The organism is Mycobacterium sp. DL99 (genome assembly GCF_004762045.1).
Lineage (GTDB): Bacteria > Actinomycetota > Actinomycetes > Mycobacteriales > Mycobacteriaceae > Mycobacterium.
This window is the reverse complement of the sequence record NZ_SJOM01000007.1, coordinates 1,643,428-1,657,634: the sequence shown is the minus strand read 5'-3', so window position 1 is coordinate 1,657,634 and position 14,207 is coordinate 1,643,428. Positions and strand designations below refer to the sequence as shown.

General features: G+C 66.7%; 17 protein-coding genes. 4 read left to right on the top strand and 13 right to left on the bottom strand.

Annotated elements, in window-relative coordinates; translation table 11 throughout:
* Window positions 1-4 precede the first annotated feature (4 nt).
* Entirely contained in the window at window positions 5-1,462 is a 1,458-nt protein-coding gene (locus EYZ64_RS08310; RefSeq protein WP_135453014.1) for an FAD-binding oxidoreductase, read from the bottom strand.
* Window positions 1,463-1,639: 177 nt separating this feature from the next.
* Between EYZ64_RS08310 and EYZ64_RS08305 the strand changes: the two genes are divergently transcribed.
* Window positions 1,640-2,305, top strand: a complete 666-nt coding sequence (locus EYZ64_RS08305; protein ID WP_135453013.1) for a DUF6891 domain-containing protein — start codon at window positions 1,640-1,642, stop codon at window positions 2,303-2,305.
* A gap of 66 nt (window positions 2,306-2,371) precedes the next feature.
* Entirely contained in the window at window positions 2,372-2,884 is a 513-nt protein-coding gene (locus EYZ64_RS08300; protein ID WP_286174685.1) for a hypothetical protein, read from the top strand.
* Between the two features lie 11 nt (window positions 2,885-2,895).
* On the opposite strand, the gene EYZ64_RS08295 is transcribed toward EYZ64_RS08300, so the two are convergent.
* Both EYZ64_RS08295 and EYZ64_RS08290 read right to left on the bottom strand, forming a co-directional pair.
* Window positions 2,896-3,375 carry an SRPBCC family protein gene (locus EYZ64_RS08295; RefSeq protein WP_135453012.1) on the bottom strand — a complete coding sequence of 160 codons (480 nt, stop codon included), beginning with the start codon at window positions 3,373-3,375 and terminating at the stop codon, window positions 2,896-2,898.
* A gap of 389 nt (window positions 3,376-3,764) precedes the next feature.
* Window positions 3,765-4,193 (bottom strand): hypothetical protein, encoded by a 429-nt coding sequence (locus EYZ64_RS08290; RefSeq protein WP_135453011.1) that lies wholly within the window; start codon window positions 4,191-4,193, stop codon window positions 3,765-3,767.
* A 215-nt stretch (window positions 4,194-4,408) separates the two neighbouring features.
* On the opposite strand from EYZ64_RS08290, the gene EYZ64_RS32740 reads away from it, so the two are divergent.
* Window positions 4,409-4,708, top strand: coding sequence for a hypothetical protein (locus EYZ64_RS32740; RefSeq protein WP_135453010.1), 300 nt, complete (start codon window positions 4,409-4,411; stop codon window positions 4,706-4,708).
* 695 nt (window positions 4,709-5,403) lie between these two features.
* Here the strand turns inward: EYZ64_RS32740 and EYZ64_RS08280 are convergent.
* Window positions 5,404-5,859, bottom strand: coding sequence for a hypothetical protein (locus EYZ64_RS08280; protein ID WP_135453009.1), 456 nt, complete (start codon window positions 5,857-5,859; stop codon window positions 5,404-5,406).
* Between EYZ64_RS08280 and EYZ64_RS08275 the strand changes: the two genes are divergently transcribed.
* Window positions 5,825-6,577: a hypothetical protein gene (locus EYZ64_RS08275; protein WP_135453008.1), complete on the top strand. Its 753-nt coding sequence runs from the start codon at window positions 5,825-5,827 to the stop codon at window positions 6,575-6,577. The genes EYZ64_RS08280 and EYZ64_RS08275 overlap by 35 nt on opposite strands.
* Window positions 6,578-6,688: 111 nt before the next feature.
* Here the strand turns inward: EYZ64_RS08275 and groL are convergent, their stop codons facing one another.
* From groL to alr, 9 genes are all read right to left on the bottom strand, one after another.
* Window positions 6,689-8,308, bottom strand: a complete 1,620-nt coding sequence (groL, locus tag EYZ64_RS08270; protein WP_135453007.1) for a chaperonin GroEL — start codon at window positions 8,306-8,308, stop codon at window positions 6,689-6,691.
* A gap of 96 nt (window positions 8,309-8,404) precedes the next feature.
* Window positions 8,405-8,707 carry a co-chaperone GroES gene (gene groES / locus EYZ64_RS08265; protein ID WP_036390082.1) on the bottom strand — a complete coding sequence of 101 codons (303 nt, stop codon included), beginning with the start codon at window positions 8,705-8,707 and terminating at the stop codon, window positions 8,405-8,407.
* A 176-nt stretch (window positions 8,708-8,883) separates the two neighbouring features.
* Window positions 8,884-9,324: a nuclear transport factor 2 family protein gene (locus EYZ64_RS08260; protein WP_135453006.1), complete on the bottom strand. Its 441-nt coding sequence runs from the start codon at window positions 9,322-9,324 to the stop codon at window positions 8,884-8,886.
* Window positions 9,321-10,343: a tRNA (adenosine(37)-N6)-threonylcarbamoyltransferase complex transferase subunit TsaD gene (gene tsaD / locus EYZ64_RS08255; RefSeq protein WP_135453005.1), complete on the bottom strand. Its 1,023-nt coding sequence runs from the start codon at window positions 10,341-10,343 to the stop codon at window positions 9,321-9,323. The genes EYZ64_RS08260 and tsaD overlap by 4 nt, the downstream gene beginning before the upstream one ends.
* Entirely contained in the window at window positions 10,340-10,801 is a 462-nt protein-coding gene (rimI, locus tag EYZ64_RS08250; RefSeq protein ID WP_135453004.1) for a ribosomal protein S18-alanine N-acetyltransferase, read from the bottom strand. The genes tsaD and rimI overlap by 4 nt, the downstream gene beginning before the upstream one ends.
* The gene (tsaB, locus tag EYZ64_RS08245; protein ID WP_135453003.1) at window positions 10,798-11,436 is read right to left on the bottom strand and encodes a tRNA (adenosine(37)-N6)-threonylcarbamoyltransferase complex dimerization subunit type 1 TsaB; all 639 of its coding nucleotides are present in this window, start codon (window positions 11,434-11,436) and stop codon (window positions 10,798-10,800) included. Before tsaB ends, rimI begins: the two co-directional genes overlap by 4 nt.
* Window positions 11,433-11,900: a tRNA (adenosine(37)-N6)-threonylcarbamoyltransferase complex ATPase subunit type 1 TsaE gene (gene tsaE / locus EYZ64_RS08240; RefSeq protein WP_135453002.1), complete on the bottom strand. Its 468-nt coding sequence runs from the start codon at window positions 11,898-11,900 to the stop codon at window positions 11,433-11,435. The genes tsaB and tsaE overlap by 4 nt, the downstream gene beginning before the upstream one ends.
* The gene (locus tag EYZ64_RS08235; protein WP_167857752.1) at window positions 11,893-12,981 is read right to left on the bottom strand and encodes an alpha/beta fold hydrolase; all 1,089 of its coding nucleotides are present in this window, start codon (window positions 12,979-12,981) and stop codon (window positions 11,893-11,895) included. The genes tsaE and EYZ64_RS08235 overlap by 8 nt, the downstream gene beginning before the upstream one ends.
* Complete coding sequence (gene alr, locus EYZ64_RS08230) at window positions 12,978-14,147, bottom strand: alanine racemase (protein ID WP_135453001.1); 1,170 nt, start codon at window positions 14,145-14,147, stop codon at window positions 12,978-12,980. The genes EYZ64_RS08235 and alr overlap by 4 nt, the downstream gene beginning before the upstream one ends.
* Window positions 14,148-14,207: the final 60 nt, after the last annotated feature.

Genomic DNA, 14,207 nt, shown 5'->3' with positions numbered 1-14,207 from the left:
TCCGTCAAAAGTTCAAGCCCGAGAACATGATCCGACCGGGGTCATACTTCTGCCGGGTGGCGGCCAGCCGGGCGAGGTTGGCGCCGAAATACCGCGAGGCCGGCTGGTTCACCTCGAGATAGTTCACGTAACCACCCACCGAATACGCCGCCACCGCTTGGTGGGCGGTGTTGAGCCACTGGGCCGCCGCCGCCGGAGAGCCGGAGTTCTCGACGTACCACTGCACCAGTGCGGACTGCCGCCGCCACGGGAAGGCGGTGTCCCCCGGGCCCACGGTGGCGAGCGCGCCGTCGAGCGCGTGCATGATCACCAACGGACGGCCGGCTCCACTGGGAAAGGCGTTGAACGCCGCGGCGATCCCCTGGGCGACAGCCGGGGTGATCGACTGGAAGACATCGGATCCGCCGACATAGCCGAGCGGCGACGGGTTGAGGTTGTTGACGGCCAGGAATTGCACCAGGTCCAAGTAATTGAACGTGTGCTTGTCCACCCCGGTCGGTTGCAGCCCGACCGCTTGGGAGACCGCGGCCGCCACTGCGTCACCTGAGCCTGCCGGGCAGGTCGCAAGGATGCGACAGTGCGCGCCTCCCGGGTCGGTGACCGTGTCCGCCAGCGCCCAACTGTTGCGGTCGGCGGTACGCAGCCAGTTCTGCCAACCGACCAGAACCTGCGCGAATGACTGCAGCGGGAAGTGAAGACTCACCGCATCCACATCGCTGGTCGGGAAGGTGGCGAAGGTCAGCGCCGTCGTCACCCCGAAGTTGCCGCCGCCCCCGCCGCGCAACGCCCAGAACAGATCTGGGTTCTCATTGGCCGAAGCGTTGACCGCCGCGCCGCCGGGTAACACCACCGTCGCCGACACCAATTGATCGGACATCAGGCCCGCATGCCGCGATTGGGCGCCCAACCCGCCTCCCAGAGCGTGTCCGGCAGCGCCGACCGACGGACAGGTACCTGTCGGGATCCCCCGGCCGGCTCCGGCCAGCGTCTGGTGAATCGCATACAGACCGGTTGCAGGGGTCACCGTGACATACCCGGTGCCGGCGTCGTAGTTGATGTCACCGGGCAATTGGCGCAGGTCAAGGACCATGGTGCCGTTCGCCGTCGATGCGCCCACATAGGAGTGCCCACCGCCGCGCGGAGCGACTTTGAGATTGTGATTGGCAGCGAAGGCCATTGCCCTCTGTACGTCCGCCGTCGAACTCGGGGCGACGACCGCCGCAGGAGCCAGGCCGTTGAAGTTGGTGTTGAAAACCGCCTTGGCCGAGGCGAATTGCCCACCGCTGTCCGGCAGTATCACCTGCCCCCTGATGGCGGCAGTCAGATCGCCCCAGCCCGAGGTTGCCGGATCGGCACTGGCCCGCGTCGTTCCGAACACCGCCCCGACTGCCAACGCCCCAGCGGCACCCCGCAGAAACGTCTGACGTGAGATACCACGCGGTGACTCCCGCGGTTCCGTCATGCCCGAATTTTGAGGTACCCGGGGCGAAATCCGCCGCACCGTGCAACGTGTCGAGGTATCGGTCCGATACCGATTCGGCGTCGGCCCCCTGGGCGATGAGATCAGCGCCGTCCGAAGCTACGATCGCCACCGCCGGGTGATCCGCCCGGCTCCGACTGCAGACCTGGAGGCCAGCGCGTGAGCGCACCGTCGAACCCGAACGCGATCCCGACCCAAGCCACGCTCCCGAACCTCCCACTGGACGATGAGGCCCGCGCCACCCTCACCTCCGAGATCTGGGGCATGCTGGTCACCGGCAACGACGACGTCGAAGAGTTCCTCGAGATCTACGCCGAGGACTACGAACTCACCGAGGAGCAGCTCACCGACGCCTTCGCCGCTCTGCGCGAGGCGAGACTGCGCCAGCAGACCGAGATCGGCGACTACCAGTCACGGACCCGGGCGGCGTTCGACGAGTTGAACGCCAACGGCGTGATCGCCCGTGCCGACTTCTCCTGCTGCGGTACCTGCGCTTCGGCCGAAATCGGCGACGAGCGCGACGACAGCCGCCACTGGAGCGGCTTCATCTACTTCCACAGCCAGGACACTGACCGCCTGGTCGAGGACGGCTCCACCTACGTCGGCTACGGAGCGTTCGAGCCGGAGAACTTCGACGAGGAGGCGTACAACCGGCTCAGCGATCAGGCGAAGGAGGACCTGTACTTCAGCGACGTGGCCCGGATGCTCGACGAGGTCGTCTTCCCCATCGTGCGGCGCCACGGCATCGAACCGGAGTGGAACCGCGACCTCGGCACCCGGGTGCTGCTCACCAACGCCGACTGGTACGCCCCGATCGACAGCTGACGATCTGTAACTTCCGTGGCGGACGCGCCGACATATAGTTCAGCGCGTCCGAAGGGGGTAAGCCCGATGCCGAACGATCGCCGCCGTGTGATGGCAGCCGTCGGTGCTGCAGTAGCGGCACTCGTGATTCCGACCGTCCTGAACGTTGCCCCGGCCCAGGCGAACCCGCTGCCTGGCTTTTGCGTGCCGCCCAGTGTTGTCGACAACGTCTGCACCGCGCGCCTGACGTCGGTGACGGCCGATGTCGTCGACGGGACGATCACCGGGACACCTGTTGGCGGCGGCCCGGCGATCACCCTTGCGGGACCAGCAGATGCGTACCAGAAATCAACGGGATTCGGCGACACACCGCCAGATGCGGTTCAGCAATGGGACACCTCGATCGACAAGGTCAGTGACCTCGACACCTCCCCCTCCGACCCCAATTGGTACGGCAACGCCAAGGCCAGGGTGTTCCTGCCCAGGACCTTGAATGACCTGGCGACCAAGCTTCCCGCCGACGTCCTCGTCGTCCGGTTCACGCCGGACGACGCTCGGCCGGATACGTTCCGGCTGGTGTCGATTCAGCCGACGGCCTAGGACGAAACGGGCTATGCCCGATCCTGCGCCAGCCCGGCCAGGTGTTTGAGCGAGTTGTCCAGATGCTGCCGGTCGAACGGCGGGAATTCGATGTGTTCGCGAGTGGCCGCCGGCACCGCCGACCAGTCATACGTCAGGGTGACCTCCGTCCGGTCGTCGCCGAGTGGCTTGAGGTCGTAGCGCCAGATCCAGCCGCCGAAGTCGAGGTTGGCGTCGTCCGCGCCTTGGCCCGGCAGCCACGCGATCGCGTGGGGAGGCTCGAATACCTCGATCCGGTTGGCCATCTCGTAATGCAAGCCCCCGTAGTTGTCGTGGTACATCGCCATCCGGAAGATCTGCCCGGCTTCGGTCAGCCGCTTGCCGTCGAGCGACTCCCGCACCCAACCGGTGCCGTCGATCGCCTGATGGGTGGTCGGGTCGGCCAGCACCGCGAACACGGTTTCGGCCGGCGCATTGATGGTGCACGCGGTGCTCATGATGTCGTCAGTCATACCTGTACCGACCGACGACGGGTCACAAACTCATCGAGACTGCGCGTGGATCATCGAGCCTGCGCTCAGATCGCTTTTTCGCCGAAAATCGCGATCTCACCGCAGTCTCGGCGCGGTGGGACTATGGGTTGAGCCCGAAAACCTGTACGACGGCTGCACCGCGAGAAGCGAAATCACGCAAGCCGCCCACAAGTACCGTGCTCCGTACCGATCCCACGCCCATTGCCAGATTCGGTCCATGGCGCGACGGTAGACGCCATCAGCCCACCAAGTTCGCAGAAAGCGAAAACACCCCCGGCCCAAAAGGACCGGGGATGCTCCACGTGACTACCTCGTGGGCGTGGCCCTGGCGATGCTCGCCGCCTCGGTGATGCCGGGTATCGACCGTCCTAGGTGACGACGAAAGACATCTTCACTGAACAGTTCTGGCCGTCGTCCTCGAAATCCGTGATCTCGTGTGGCCGTGTGCTGAGCTGGCCAAACGAGAACTGCTCCTCGTAGCTGCCGAGTTGATCATTCGGACCGAAGTCGTCCTGCTCACCCAGATGACCTGTGATCTTGAGGAATTCCCCTTCATTGACCCGGAATTCGGCTCTGGTGTTGAGAACGAACTCGGTGCCCTGACTGATCTCCAGGGCGTTGTCGCCGTTGTGGTCGAACAGAGTGACCGCGCCTAGCGTCACGATCTCCCCGATGTCGGGGTTGAACATATTGTGTGAGACATCAAATCGACCGAAGATCTCAAGGGCGTTCCCTGGATCGGATCCGTTATGCACATTCCTGATGCTGTGCAGCGTCACGATGACGTTCTTGGACATTTCGCGCTCCCAACGTTGCCGGTTGTACCTCGACTGGTTTTAGGCAGGTCGGTGAGCGGCCGAAGCATCCGCTAACTCATCCTCTTCACCCGTTCCGTGACCCCCACAGCAACTATTGAGCTTTCTCCAAGAATTGGCGTGAGTAGTCCGCTACCTGAATTCCCAAGGGCTGTACTCCAACCCGGAGTCGATCGACATCCAACCACGTGAAGCCGTTGCCGCTCAGCCAAACCCACCTGCATCCGGTTGAACGAAGCCGACAGCGCACCGAGGTCGACGTCCTGGACCACGGGCAGCTGTCACCGGCGACGGCGGTCCGCACCGGCCGTATCGCTCCCTCCACGAAACTGTGGATATTGATCACCCCGATGGCAGCGCCGTACGCGGCACCGACGATCGCGTACTGGACCAGTCGCCAGCCGGTCGCCCCGGCGATCCCACCGACAACGACCCCGAGCAGAGGTGCCCACATCACATCGGTCGCGAGCGTTCAGATCGTCGCCTTCCGCGCGTAGGTGGAAGGTGGCGCCGAGTGACCCGGGCGTCGATGCCTGGCTACCTTTCGCTGCGGCGGCTTCAGCTGTGGCCGGCGCCGAGCACAACGTAGCCAGCTGTGCGCCCGAGTCGACTTTCCCTTGTCATACCCCAGCGATCCGAGCACCGCGAGACCAAGGACACCGAGAGCTACACACCGACTGCCTTCCCGGCACCTCGCTTCCTCGAAGCGGGCGGAGGCGGGCGCCAACTCGCCCGCGCGGCGCTTGGTTGTTTTCGCAAATTTCGAACCGAAAATGGCCCTATCCGGGTCTTGACAAAATCTGTCCCCCATCAGGATATTGAGCACAGCTGTTAGTTACGTCACGCTCGATCCTCGTGTCAGTGGCAAACACAATGCTCCGCTGCGAGGAGATGCCATGGCCACACGTATTCACCAACTAGCGGGCGTGTGCCTATTGACGACCGGACTCCTGATGAGCTGCATGAGCGGGGCGATTGCATCCGCGGATTCCGAGAACAATGCCAAGTCGGATTCGAGTCCGGGCACCAATAGCTCCACCAGTGAGGGCGGTAGGACCTCGATCCTGTCGACCACCTCGACAGCGAAGACCGGTACTTCTGCAGATGATCCGGTGGCCGCCGCAGAACGTGCCCCCAAGAACACGGGAGTTTCAGGGGCCGGCGCCGACAAACCCACTTCGACCGTCTCCGCTCAGACGAACACATCCTCGGGCACCGCGGAAGCGGCGAGCACCGCGGGCACCGCAGGCACCTCAGGCACCTCAGGCACCGCGAGCACCGCAGGCACTGCAGGCACCGCAGGCACCGCAGGCACCGCGGACGCCAAACTGCCGGCGTCACCCGAAACGTCCCGCACGGCCGCAGCCGAACCGACAGCGGCGGTAGCTGTGATTGCGGATCCGTCCCCCACGGCCGGCTCGCAGATCCAGACTCCTTTAGTAGACGAGATCCTGGCCGGCACCGACGCCCCGAGCGAATCTGCCGCCAACTCGACCGCCAACTCGGCTGCCTCCGATGCGACAACGAGCAGTTCGGACACCGCCGAATCTGCGCAGCCGCTGGCTTCGACTTCCTCAGCGACTTCCTCAGCGACTTCCTCGGCGACTTCTTCAGTGACCGCCTCGGTGACAGCCACGGCAGAGGACACGTCGACACCATCCGTCGGGACCACCAGCACCGCGGCCCCAGCCGCGACGTCGCCGGAGGCTCCCGTCGCGGCACCGACGTTCCGAGAGGCCGTTGTCTACTTCCTGCGGGTACTGGCATCGGCCAAAGATTTCGTCGACGCGATCATGCACCTTCCGGCGGAAATCCGTGCTGCGCTTGGCATTCCGTGGAATACACCAAGTGTCGGCGATTACCACGCACTGATGTCCACCCCAAACGTCGCGCTCTTGAACCTGTTGGTGGTCTCACTCTCACAGGCTCCTTCGGGTCCCGGCAGCAGCCCCCTTGCGGTCCATGGCAGCGGTATCGAGGCGGACGGGGGGATCACACTGCTGACCGCACAGCGGCAGCAACTGGAGCCTGCACCACTCGCGGCTCCTGCGCCCCCGCACCGCTCGGCGCCCACGGTTATCAAGGACACCGTCGCGGCGATTGTGGTGGCGCTGTCGCTATGGTCGATCTTCTATGCGGCATTGCCCGGCCTCGGCGGTTTACTCTCCTTCGGGGCAGCCGGCGTACGGATCGGTTACCGTCAAGCCAACGCCGGGCTCGCCTTGCACACAACTGAAGTGGCACGTTTCCTTCGACCCGGTCCGATCGGTGTCGTACGTACCGGCTCACTCGTTTCCATTCACTCACGCACTACACCTCCCTCCGGCCGCACGACCCAACGGCGTTACCTCAAACCCGCCGCCTAGCGGTGCGGAGGCGGCTCGCATTCGGCCTGACGGGCTAGCCGCGTCGTCCCACCTACAGCGAGACGAAAACACCCCCGGCCCAATAGGACCGGGGGTGTTCCACGTGACTACCTAGTGAGCGTGGCCGTGATGGCCGTGCCCGTGATCTTCTTCCTCGGCAGGCTTGTCCACGACGGCCGTCTCGGTCGTCAGGATCATGCGTGCCACGGATGCGGCGTTGAGCACCGCGGAGCGGGTCACCTTGACCGGATCCACGATGCCCTCGGCGACCAGGTCACCGTAGGTCAGGGTGGCGGCGTTGAAGCCATGCCCGTTGGACTGCTCGCTGACCTTGTTCACCACGACCGAGCCGTCCAGGCCGGCGTTGGTGGCTATCCAGTACAGCGGGGCCGACAGCGCGGAGGAGAACACGTCGACGCCGAGGGCCTCGTCGCCCTTGAGCTCGCCGCGCAGCTTGTCGAGAGCCGAACGAGCCTGCACGAGTGCGGCGCCACCACCGGTGACGATGCCCTCCTCGACGGCAGCCTTGGCCGCCGCGACGGCGTCCTCGACTGCTTCCTTGCGCTTCTTCAGGTCGGTCTCGGTGGCCGCGCCGACCTTGATCACCGCGACACCGCCGGACAGCTTGGCCAGCCGCTCCTGCAGCTTCTCCCGATCCCAGTCGGAATCGGTGGTCTCGATCTCGGCTTTGAGCTGCTTGACCCGGTCGGCGACCGCCTCGGCGGAACCGCCACCGTCGACGATCACGGTGCTGTCCTTGGACACCACCACGCGGCGGGCAGAGCCCAGCACGTCCAGGCCGGCCTCACGCAGCACCAGGCCCACGTCGGGGTTGATGACCTGGCCACCGGTGACGATCGCGAGATCGTCCAGGAACGCCTTGCGACGATCGCCGAAGAACGGCGCCTTGACGGCGACGGCCTTGAGCGTCTTACGGATGGCGTTGACGACCAGTGTGGACAGGGCCTCGCCCTCGACGTCTTCGGCGATGATCAGCAGCGGCTTGCCGGCCTCGGCGACCTTCTCCAGCAGCGGCAGCAGGTCGGGCAGCGAGCTGACCTTGTCGCGGTGCAGCAGCACCACGGCATCCTCGAGCACCGCTTCCTGGGCGTCGAAGTCGTTGACGAAGTAGGCCGAGATGAAGCCCTTGTCGAAGCCGACGCCCTCGGTGACCTCGAGCTCGGTGTTCAGCGTCGAGGACTCCTCGATGGTGACCACACCGTCGTGACCGACCTTGGTCATGGCCTCGCCGACCAGCTCACCGATCTGCTCGTCGCGCGAGGACACCGTGGCGACCTGGGCGATGGCGGTCTTGTCCGACACCGGGGTGGCGGCGGCCAGCAGGGCCTCGGACACCGCGTCGGCGGCCTTGCCGATACCCAGGCCCAGCTCGATCGGGTTGGCACCGGCGGCCACGTTGCGCAGGCCGGCCTTGACCAGGGCCTGTGCCAGCACGGTGGCGGTGGTGGTGCCGTCGCCTGCGACGTCGTTGGTCTTGGTGGCCACCGACTTCACCAGCTGGGCGCCGAGGTTCTCGAACGGATCTTCCAGGTCGATCTCCCGGGCGATCGTGACACCGTCGTTGGTGACCTGCGGGCCACCGAAGGCCTTGGCCAGCACCACGTTCCGACCGCGCGGACCCAGCGTTACCTTGACCGCATCGGCGAGCTTGTCGACGCCGGCCTCCATGGCCCGGCGCGCAGTCTCGTTGAACTCAATCTGCTTGCTCATAAGTCTCTTTCATGACTCCTAACGCATACCGCCCCGGAAACCGCCCGTGCTGAACACGGGGATCTCCGGGGCGGTTACACGAGGTCCTTTACGGAACTACTTTGCAACGACAGCCAGCACGTCGCGTGCCGACAGGATCAGGTACTCCTCGCCGTTGTACTTGATCTCGGTGCCGCCGTACTTGCTGTAGATGACGGTGTCGCCCTCGGCAACGTCCAGGGGGATCCGCTTCTCGCCATCCTCATCCCAGCGGCCGGGGCCAACTGCGACGACGGTGCCTTCCTGCGGCTTTTCCTTGGCGGTGTCCGGGATGACCAGACCGGAAGCGGTCGTGGTCTCGGCCGCGTTGGCCTGAACGAGGATCTTGTCCTCGAGTGGCTTGATGTTGACTGCCACGATGGAAGCCCTCCACTTTTCGGGGTGTGGATCCGGGGGGATCCCCAGATGCCGGTTACCAGGTGTTCGGCAAGCGTCCGTGCCCTTGCTCCGTCGTCGCGGGTGCCGGCGCTGGGTTAGGCCGCATGCCACCTAGCACTCTATACATGCGAGTGCTAGCACTCAAGGGTGGCCTCTGATTACCGGCTGAAAGCGCTCGGATCCATCATGAGGTGGTCAGACACATTCCCGACCATCTCGACGTCGACTTTGCGCTCGGTGAAATACCAGCCGTTTTCGTCACGGGCGAACACGTCGGCGTAGCGGCCGACCACGATCGGTTGCAGCGGCACGGTGTCGGTGTTCTGCACGACGCAGAACGTCGAGCGAGCGGCTGCGCGCTCGCCGTCGATGTCGACGATCGGGTTGAGCACCAAATGCCTGGTCCGCGGGGTGTTGCCGTGGTCCGGAAAGCGCCGGGTGCTGGCGGCGAACAACTTGGCGATGGCCGGCGCACCCGCCACCCCCATGAACTCGCCGCGGCCGAGCAGCTCCCCGACCCCGTCGAAGTCGCCGGCGTCGATCAGCTCGGCATAGCGGTACAGCAGCTCGGTGACCTCAAGCTTGTCAGCGACGCTCATGCCACCTGCCCCTTCACCACCGGCAGCCCCGGATCGCTGGCCGCGTCCAGCGGCGACGGCGCCGCGCCGGCCGCGATCAGGTGCGCGGCGAACGAGGCGATCATCGCGCCGTTGTCGGTGCACAACCGTGGCCGCGGTACCCGCAGCGTCAGGCCGGCCGCCGCACAGCGTTCCTCGGCGAGTTCACGGAGCCGCGAGTTGGCCGCCACCCCGCCCGCGATCAGCAGGGTGGACACTCCGAGGTCGGTGGCCGCACGCACAGCCTTGGCGGTAAGCACGTCGGCGACCGCCTCCTGGAAACCGGCCGCCACGTTGGCCTGCGAGGCATCCGGGTGGGCCTCGACGTAGCGGGCCACCGCGGTCTTGAGGCCGGAGAAGCTGAACACGTACGGGTCGTCCCGCGGTCCGGTCATCCCCCGGGGGAACACGATGGCGTCACGGTCCCCGGTGCGGGCCAGCTCATCGAGCACCCGCCCGCCCGGATAGCCCAGCCCGAGCAGCCGGGCCACCTTGTCGTAGGCCTCCCCGGCGGCGTCGTCGACGGTGCTGCCCAGCTCGATGATCGGCTCCCCCAGCGACCGGACGTGCAGCAGGTGGGTGTGCCCACCCGAGACGAGCAGGCCCACGCTCTCGGGCAGCGGCCCGTGGTCGTACACGTCGGCGGCCAGGTGTCCGCCAAGGTGGTTGACCCCGTAGAACGGGACGTTCCAGCCGGCCGCGTACGCCTTGGCGGCGGCCACCCCGACCAGCAAGGCTCCGGCCAGCCCGGGCCCGATGGTCGCGGCGACGACGTCGGGCCGCTCGATGCCGGCGACGTCGAGAGCCCGGCGCATGGTCGGCCCCAATGCCTCCAGGTGCGCGCGCGAGGCGATCTCGGGAACGACGCCACCGTAGCGGGCGTGCTCGTCGACGCTGGAGGCGACTTCGTCGGCGAGCAGCCGTACGGTCCCGTCCTGCGCCAGGTCGGCAATGCCGACTCCGGTTTCGTCACAAGAACTTTCGATGGCCAGGATGATCACGTCGGGTCCCCCTGGGGAAGGCGTTGCATGGTGTAGGCGTCGGCCCCGCTGACGCGGTAATACCGCTTGCGTAGGCCGATGTTGACGAATCCGGCGCTCTCATACAGCGCGATGGCCGCCTCGTTGTCGGTGCGCACTTCCAGGAAAACCGTGCCGCCCGAGGCGAAGTCGAGCAGATCGTGGAGCAGCCGCCGCCCGATCCCCTGCCCCTGGAAGTCGGGGTCGACGCCGATGGTGTGGATCTCGTACTCGTACGGGCGCATTCGGCCCAGTCGGGAGATACCGGCATAGCCGACCAGCTGCCCGTCGCTGCGGGCCGCGATGTAGCGATTGTGCTTGGCATCGAGTTCGGCCAGGAACGCCCGGGCCGGCCAGGGATCGTCACCGACGAACAGCTTGGCCTCCAGCTCCGCGCACCGCGTGGCATCGGCACTGGTCAGCGCGTCGAATACGGTCATTTCCGCACCGCCACAGAGGGTTTGGCGTCCGGCCTGCGCAGATACAGCGGAACCAGCGGCTGCGGGTCATCCCAATCGGTGACGGCGCGCACCAGGCCCGCAGGCGTCGGATACACCACGTCGAGCCGGGGCAGGGTGAACATTGCGGCGTGCTCGGGTGATCCGGCCACGGTGGCCACTGAGCTCTGCAGTACGGCCGCGACATCGCCGGGCGCGTTGACGGCGGGGCCGTCGACCCGGACCCCGTCGCGGTAGTGCGCCCAGTACACCTCACGCCGCCGCGCATCGGTGACCACCAATACGTCGCCGTCGGTGTGGATTCCGATGGCGTCCAGGCTGCACACCCCGTGCACCGGGACGCCGAGCGCATGACCGAATGCCGCGGCGCTGGCCATCCCCACCCGCAGCCCGGTGAACGGGCCGGGTCCGCACCCGACGACGACGGCGTCGAGATCGGCAACCGTGATCCCGGCATCGGACACGGCGCCCAGCACGTTCGGCGTGAGCTGTTCGGCGTGGGCGCGGGCGTCCACGGTCACACGTTCGGCAAGGGCCTCCACCGTGCCGTCCTCGGCGCGACGGACCACGCCGGCACTGACCGCCGGGGTCGCGGTGTCGATGGTCAACACGTTCATGGGGCGCTCCACTGCCAGATCACCGTGCGCGTCTCGGTTTCGGTGTCCCGCTCGATCCGGATGTCCAGGTGATGTTCGGAAAGACGTTCAGCCAGACCTTCGCCCCATTCGACGACCACCACGGCGTCGTCCAGGTCCGTGTCGAGGTCGAGTGCGTCGAGTTCCCCCAGCAGGTCGACGCCGGGGTGGTCGAGCAAGCGGTACATGTCCACGTGGACCATCGCCGGACGGCCGGGCTGACGGGCGCGATGCACGCGGGCCAGCACGAACGTCGGCGAGACCACCGGCCCGTCCACATCCATGGCCTGCGCGATGCCCTTGGCCATCACCGTCTTGCCCGCACCCAGCGGGCCCGACAACACCACCACGTCACCGGCCTTGAGACCCGCGCCCAGCGTCGCGCCCAGGGCAATCGTGTCCTCGGTGGTGGTCAGCTGGGCTGTGCCGGCGCTGCGTTCAGCCACGGAACCGGACCCGGTCGCGGACCCGGCGGGTCAGGGTGACCAGTTTGGAGGGCGTGGCCCGCTCCACCAGACGGACCAGTGCGTCGTCGATCACCACGGGCTCCTCAAGCTGGACCAGATGACCCGCTCCCCCGACGATCACCAGTTCGGAACGGGGTAGCTGTGCGGCCATGGCCTTTGAGTATTCCATTGGGGTGAGCAGGTCACGGTCACCGCAGGCGATCAGTGTCGGCACTTTCGCCAGCACCTGCAGGGCCCCGGCCTCGTCGTGGACCTCGAGGGCATGCAGGAACTCGACCAGCGTGGTGATCGAGGTGCCGTGCATCATCCGCTGGGAGAACTCGACCACGCTGGGGCTGACCGCCTCGTCGCCGTAGGACGCCGCGCGCAGAACCGGCCCGATCACCGACCGGGCCGCACCGCGGGTGCGGTGCACCGCGCCGGGGGCATAGCGGGCCACGAACCGCACCGCCTCCAGGGCCGGGTTACGCAGAATCTCCCCCAACGGCGAGCGGGACACACCTTCGACCGCCGAAGAGATCACCGCGGCGCCGACGATCTGTTTCGGATAGCGGTGCGGGAACTGCCGCGCATGCGACAACACCGTCATGCCACCCATCGAATGACCGACCAGAACCGCGGGTCCGCGTGGAACCGTCACGGCCAGAACGGCTTCCAGATCACGCCCGAGTTGCTCAACGGTGTAGGTGTCCGGTGACGCGGCCCCGGACTGACCGTGGCCCCGCTGGTCGTAGAACACCATCCGCACCTGCGGACCCCACTGTTCGGCCAGCCGGGTGCGCTGAAAGTAGAAGGCCCCCATGCGCAGGCAGAAACCATGAGCGAATACCACCGTCAGCGGAGCGTCGTTGGGGCCGACTTCGCGTACCGCCAGCGGCACCCCGTCGTCGGTCGTCACCACGGAGCTGCGGTCAGCATCGAGGCGTTCGAAATCCTCGCTCAGGTAGGGATCCTCGCCGGCTCTGCGCCGGGTCAGCGACCGCGCCACCGATCTGCCCGCGACCGTACCCACAGCGGTCAGCCCGGCGGCGCCGGCCAGCCACTGCGCATTGCGGCTCAACGCGCGCGACCCGCCTGCAGATACGTGCGGGTGATCCGGCCGCGCGGGCTGGTCACCACCTCATAGTTGATGGTGCCCAGCAGTTCGGCCCAGTCCTGGGCGGTCTGTTCCCCCTGCGTACCGGGGCCGAACAGGATCGCGTCATCGCCTTCGGTGACGTCGGTGGCGCCCGGGCCGAGGTCGACGACGAACTGGTCCATACAGATCCGCCCGACGGCCGGGCAGCGCCGGCCATTGATCAGCACCTCGATCTTCCCGCTCAACGAGCGGAAGATGCCGTCGGCGTAGCCCACCGGCAGCAGGGCCAGGGTGGTGTCCCGGTCGGCGATCCATCGGTGACCGTAGGACACTCCGTCGCCGGCATGCACCGAACGCACCAGCGCGACAGGGCATTTCAATGTCATGGCAGGAATCAGCCCCATGTCGCCACGCTCCGGGATGGGGCTCAGTCCGTAGACCGCGATCCCGGGCCGCACCATGTCGAACGCCAGGTCCGGACGGGTCATCGCCGCCGGCGAATTGGCCAGGTGGGCCAGCTCGAACACCACACCTTGGGCCGCGGCCTGCTCCCGCATCGTGGTGAGCCGCTTGGCCTGCAGATCGTTGAACGGATTGTCGGGCTCGTCGCCGTGCACCAGGTGACTCATGATGCCGCGCACCTGGATCGCCCCGGCGGCCTGGGCACGGCCCAGCCCGGCGATCACCTCGGGGAAATCAGCCGGGCTGACACCGTTTCGGCTCAGGCCGGTGTCGACCTTCACCGTGACGGTCGCCGTTCGCCCGGTCTGATGCACGGCCGCCACCACATCGTCGATCTGGCGTACCGAGGACACCGCGATCTGCACATCCGCCTCGAGCGCGGGGGCGAAGTCGGTACCCGGCGGGTGCAGCCAGCACAGCACCGGAGCGGTGATCCCGCCGGCCCGCAGTGCCAACGCCTCGGCGATCGTCACCACCCCGAGTTCGGCGGCCCCGGCCGCCAGGGCGGCCCGGCCCACCTCGACGGCACCGTGCCCGTAGCCGTCGGCCTTGACCACAGCCATCACCCGGGCGCTGCCGGCGTGTTCACGCAGCAGGCGGACGTTGTGGTCGATCGCGGCGAGGTCCACAACTGCCTGCGGGGATGCGTGCGGGGTCAGCGATGTCTGGAGTTCAGTCGTCTGCATGTCATATCACCGCCGACCATTGTCCCAGAGGCACTCATCGGGGCAGATCAGCGGACCGAT

Bases quoted from the DNA above. Each gene is read 5' to 3' on its own strand.
- EYZ64_RS08310 (WP_135453014.1), bottom strand. From the start codon at position 1,462: ATGACGGAACCGCGGGAGTCACCGCGTGGTATCTCACGTCAGACGTTT.
- EYZ64_RS08300 (WP_286174685.1), top strand. From the start codon at position 2,372: ATGCCGAACGATCGCCGCCGTGTGATGGCAGCCGTCGGTGCTGCAGTA.
- EYZ64_RS08295 (WP_135453012.1), bottom strand. From the start codon at position 3,375: ATGACTGACGACATCATGAGCACCGCGTGCACCATCAATGCGCCGGCC.
- EYZ64_RS08290 (WP_135453011.1), bottom strand. From the start codon at position 4,193: ATGTCCAAGAACGTCATCGTGACGCTGCACAGCATCAGGAATGTGCAT.
- groL (WP_135453007.1), bottom strand. From the start codon at position 8,308: ATGAGCAAGCAGATTGAGTTCAACGAGACTGCGCGCCGGGCCATGGAG.
- EYZ64_RS08260 (WP_135453006.1), bottom strand. From the start codon at position 9,324: ATGAGCGTCGCTGACAAGCTTGAGGTCACCGAGCTGCTGTACCGCTAT.
- rimI (WP_135453004.1), bottom strand. From the start codon at position 10,801: ATGACCGTATTCGACGCGCTGACCAGTGCCGATGCCACGCGGTGCGCG.
- tsaB (WP_135453003.1), bottom strand. From the start codon at position 11,436: ATGAACGTGTTGACCATCGACACCGCGACCCCGGCGGTCAGTGCCGGC.
- alr (WP_135453001.1), bottom strand. From the start codon at position 14,147: ATGCAGACGACTGAACTCCAGACATCGCTGACCCCGCACGCATCCCCG.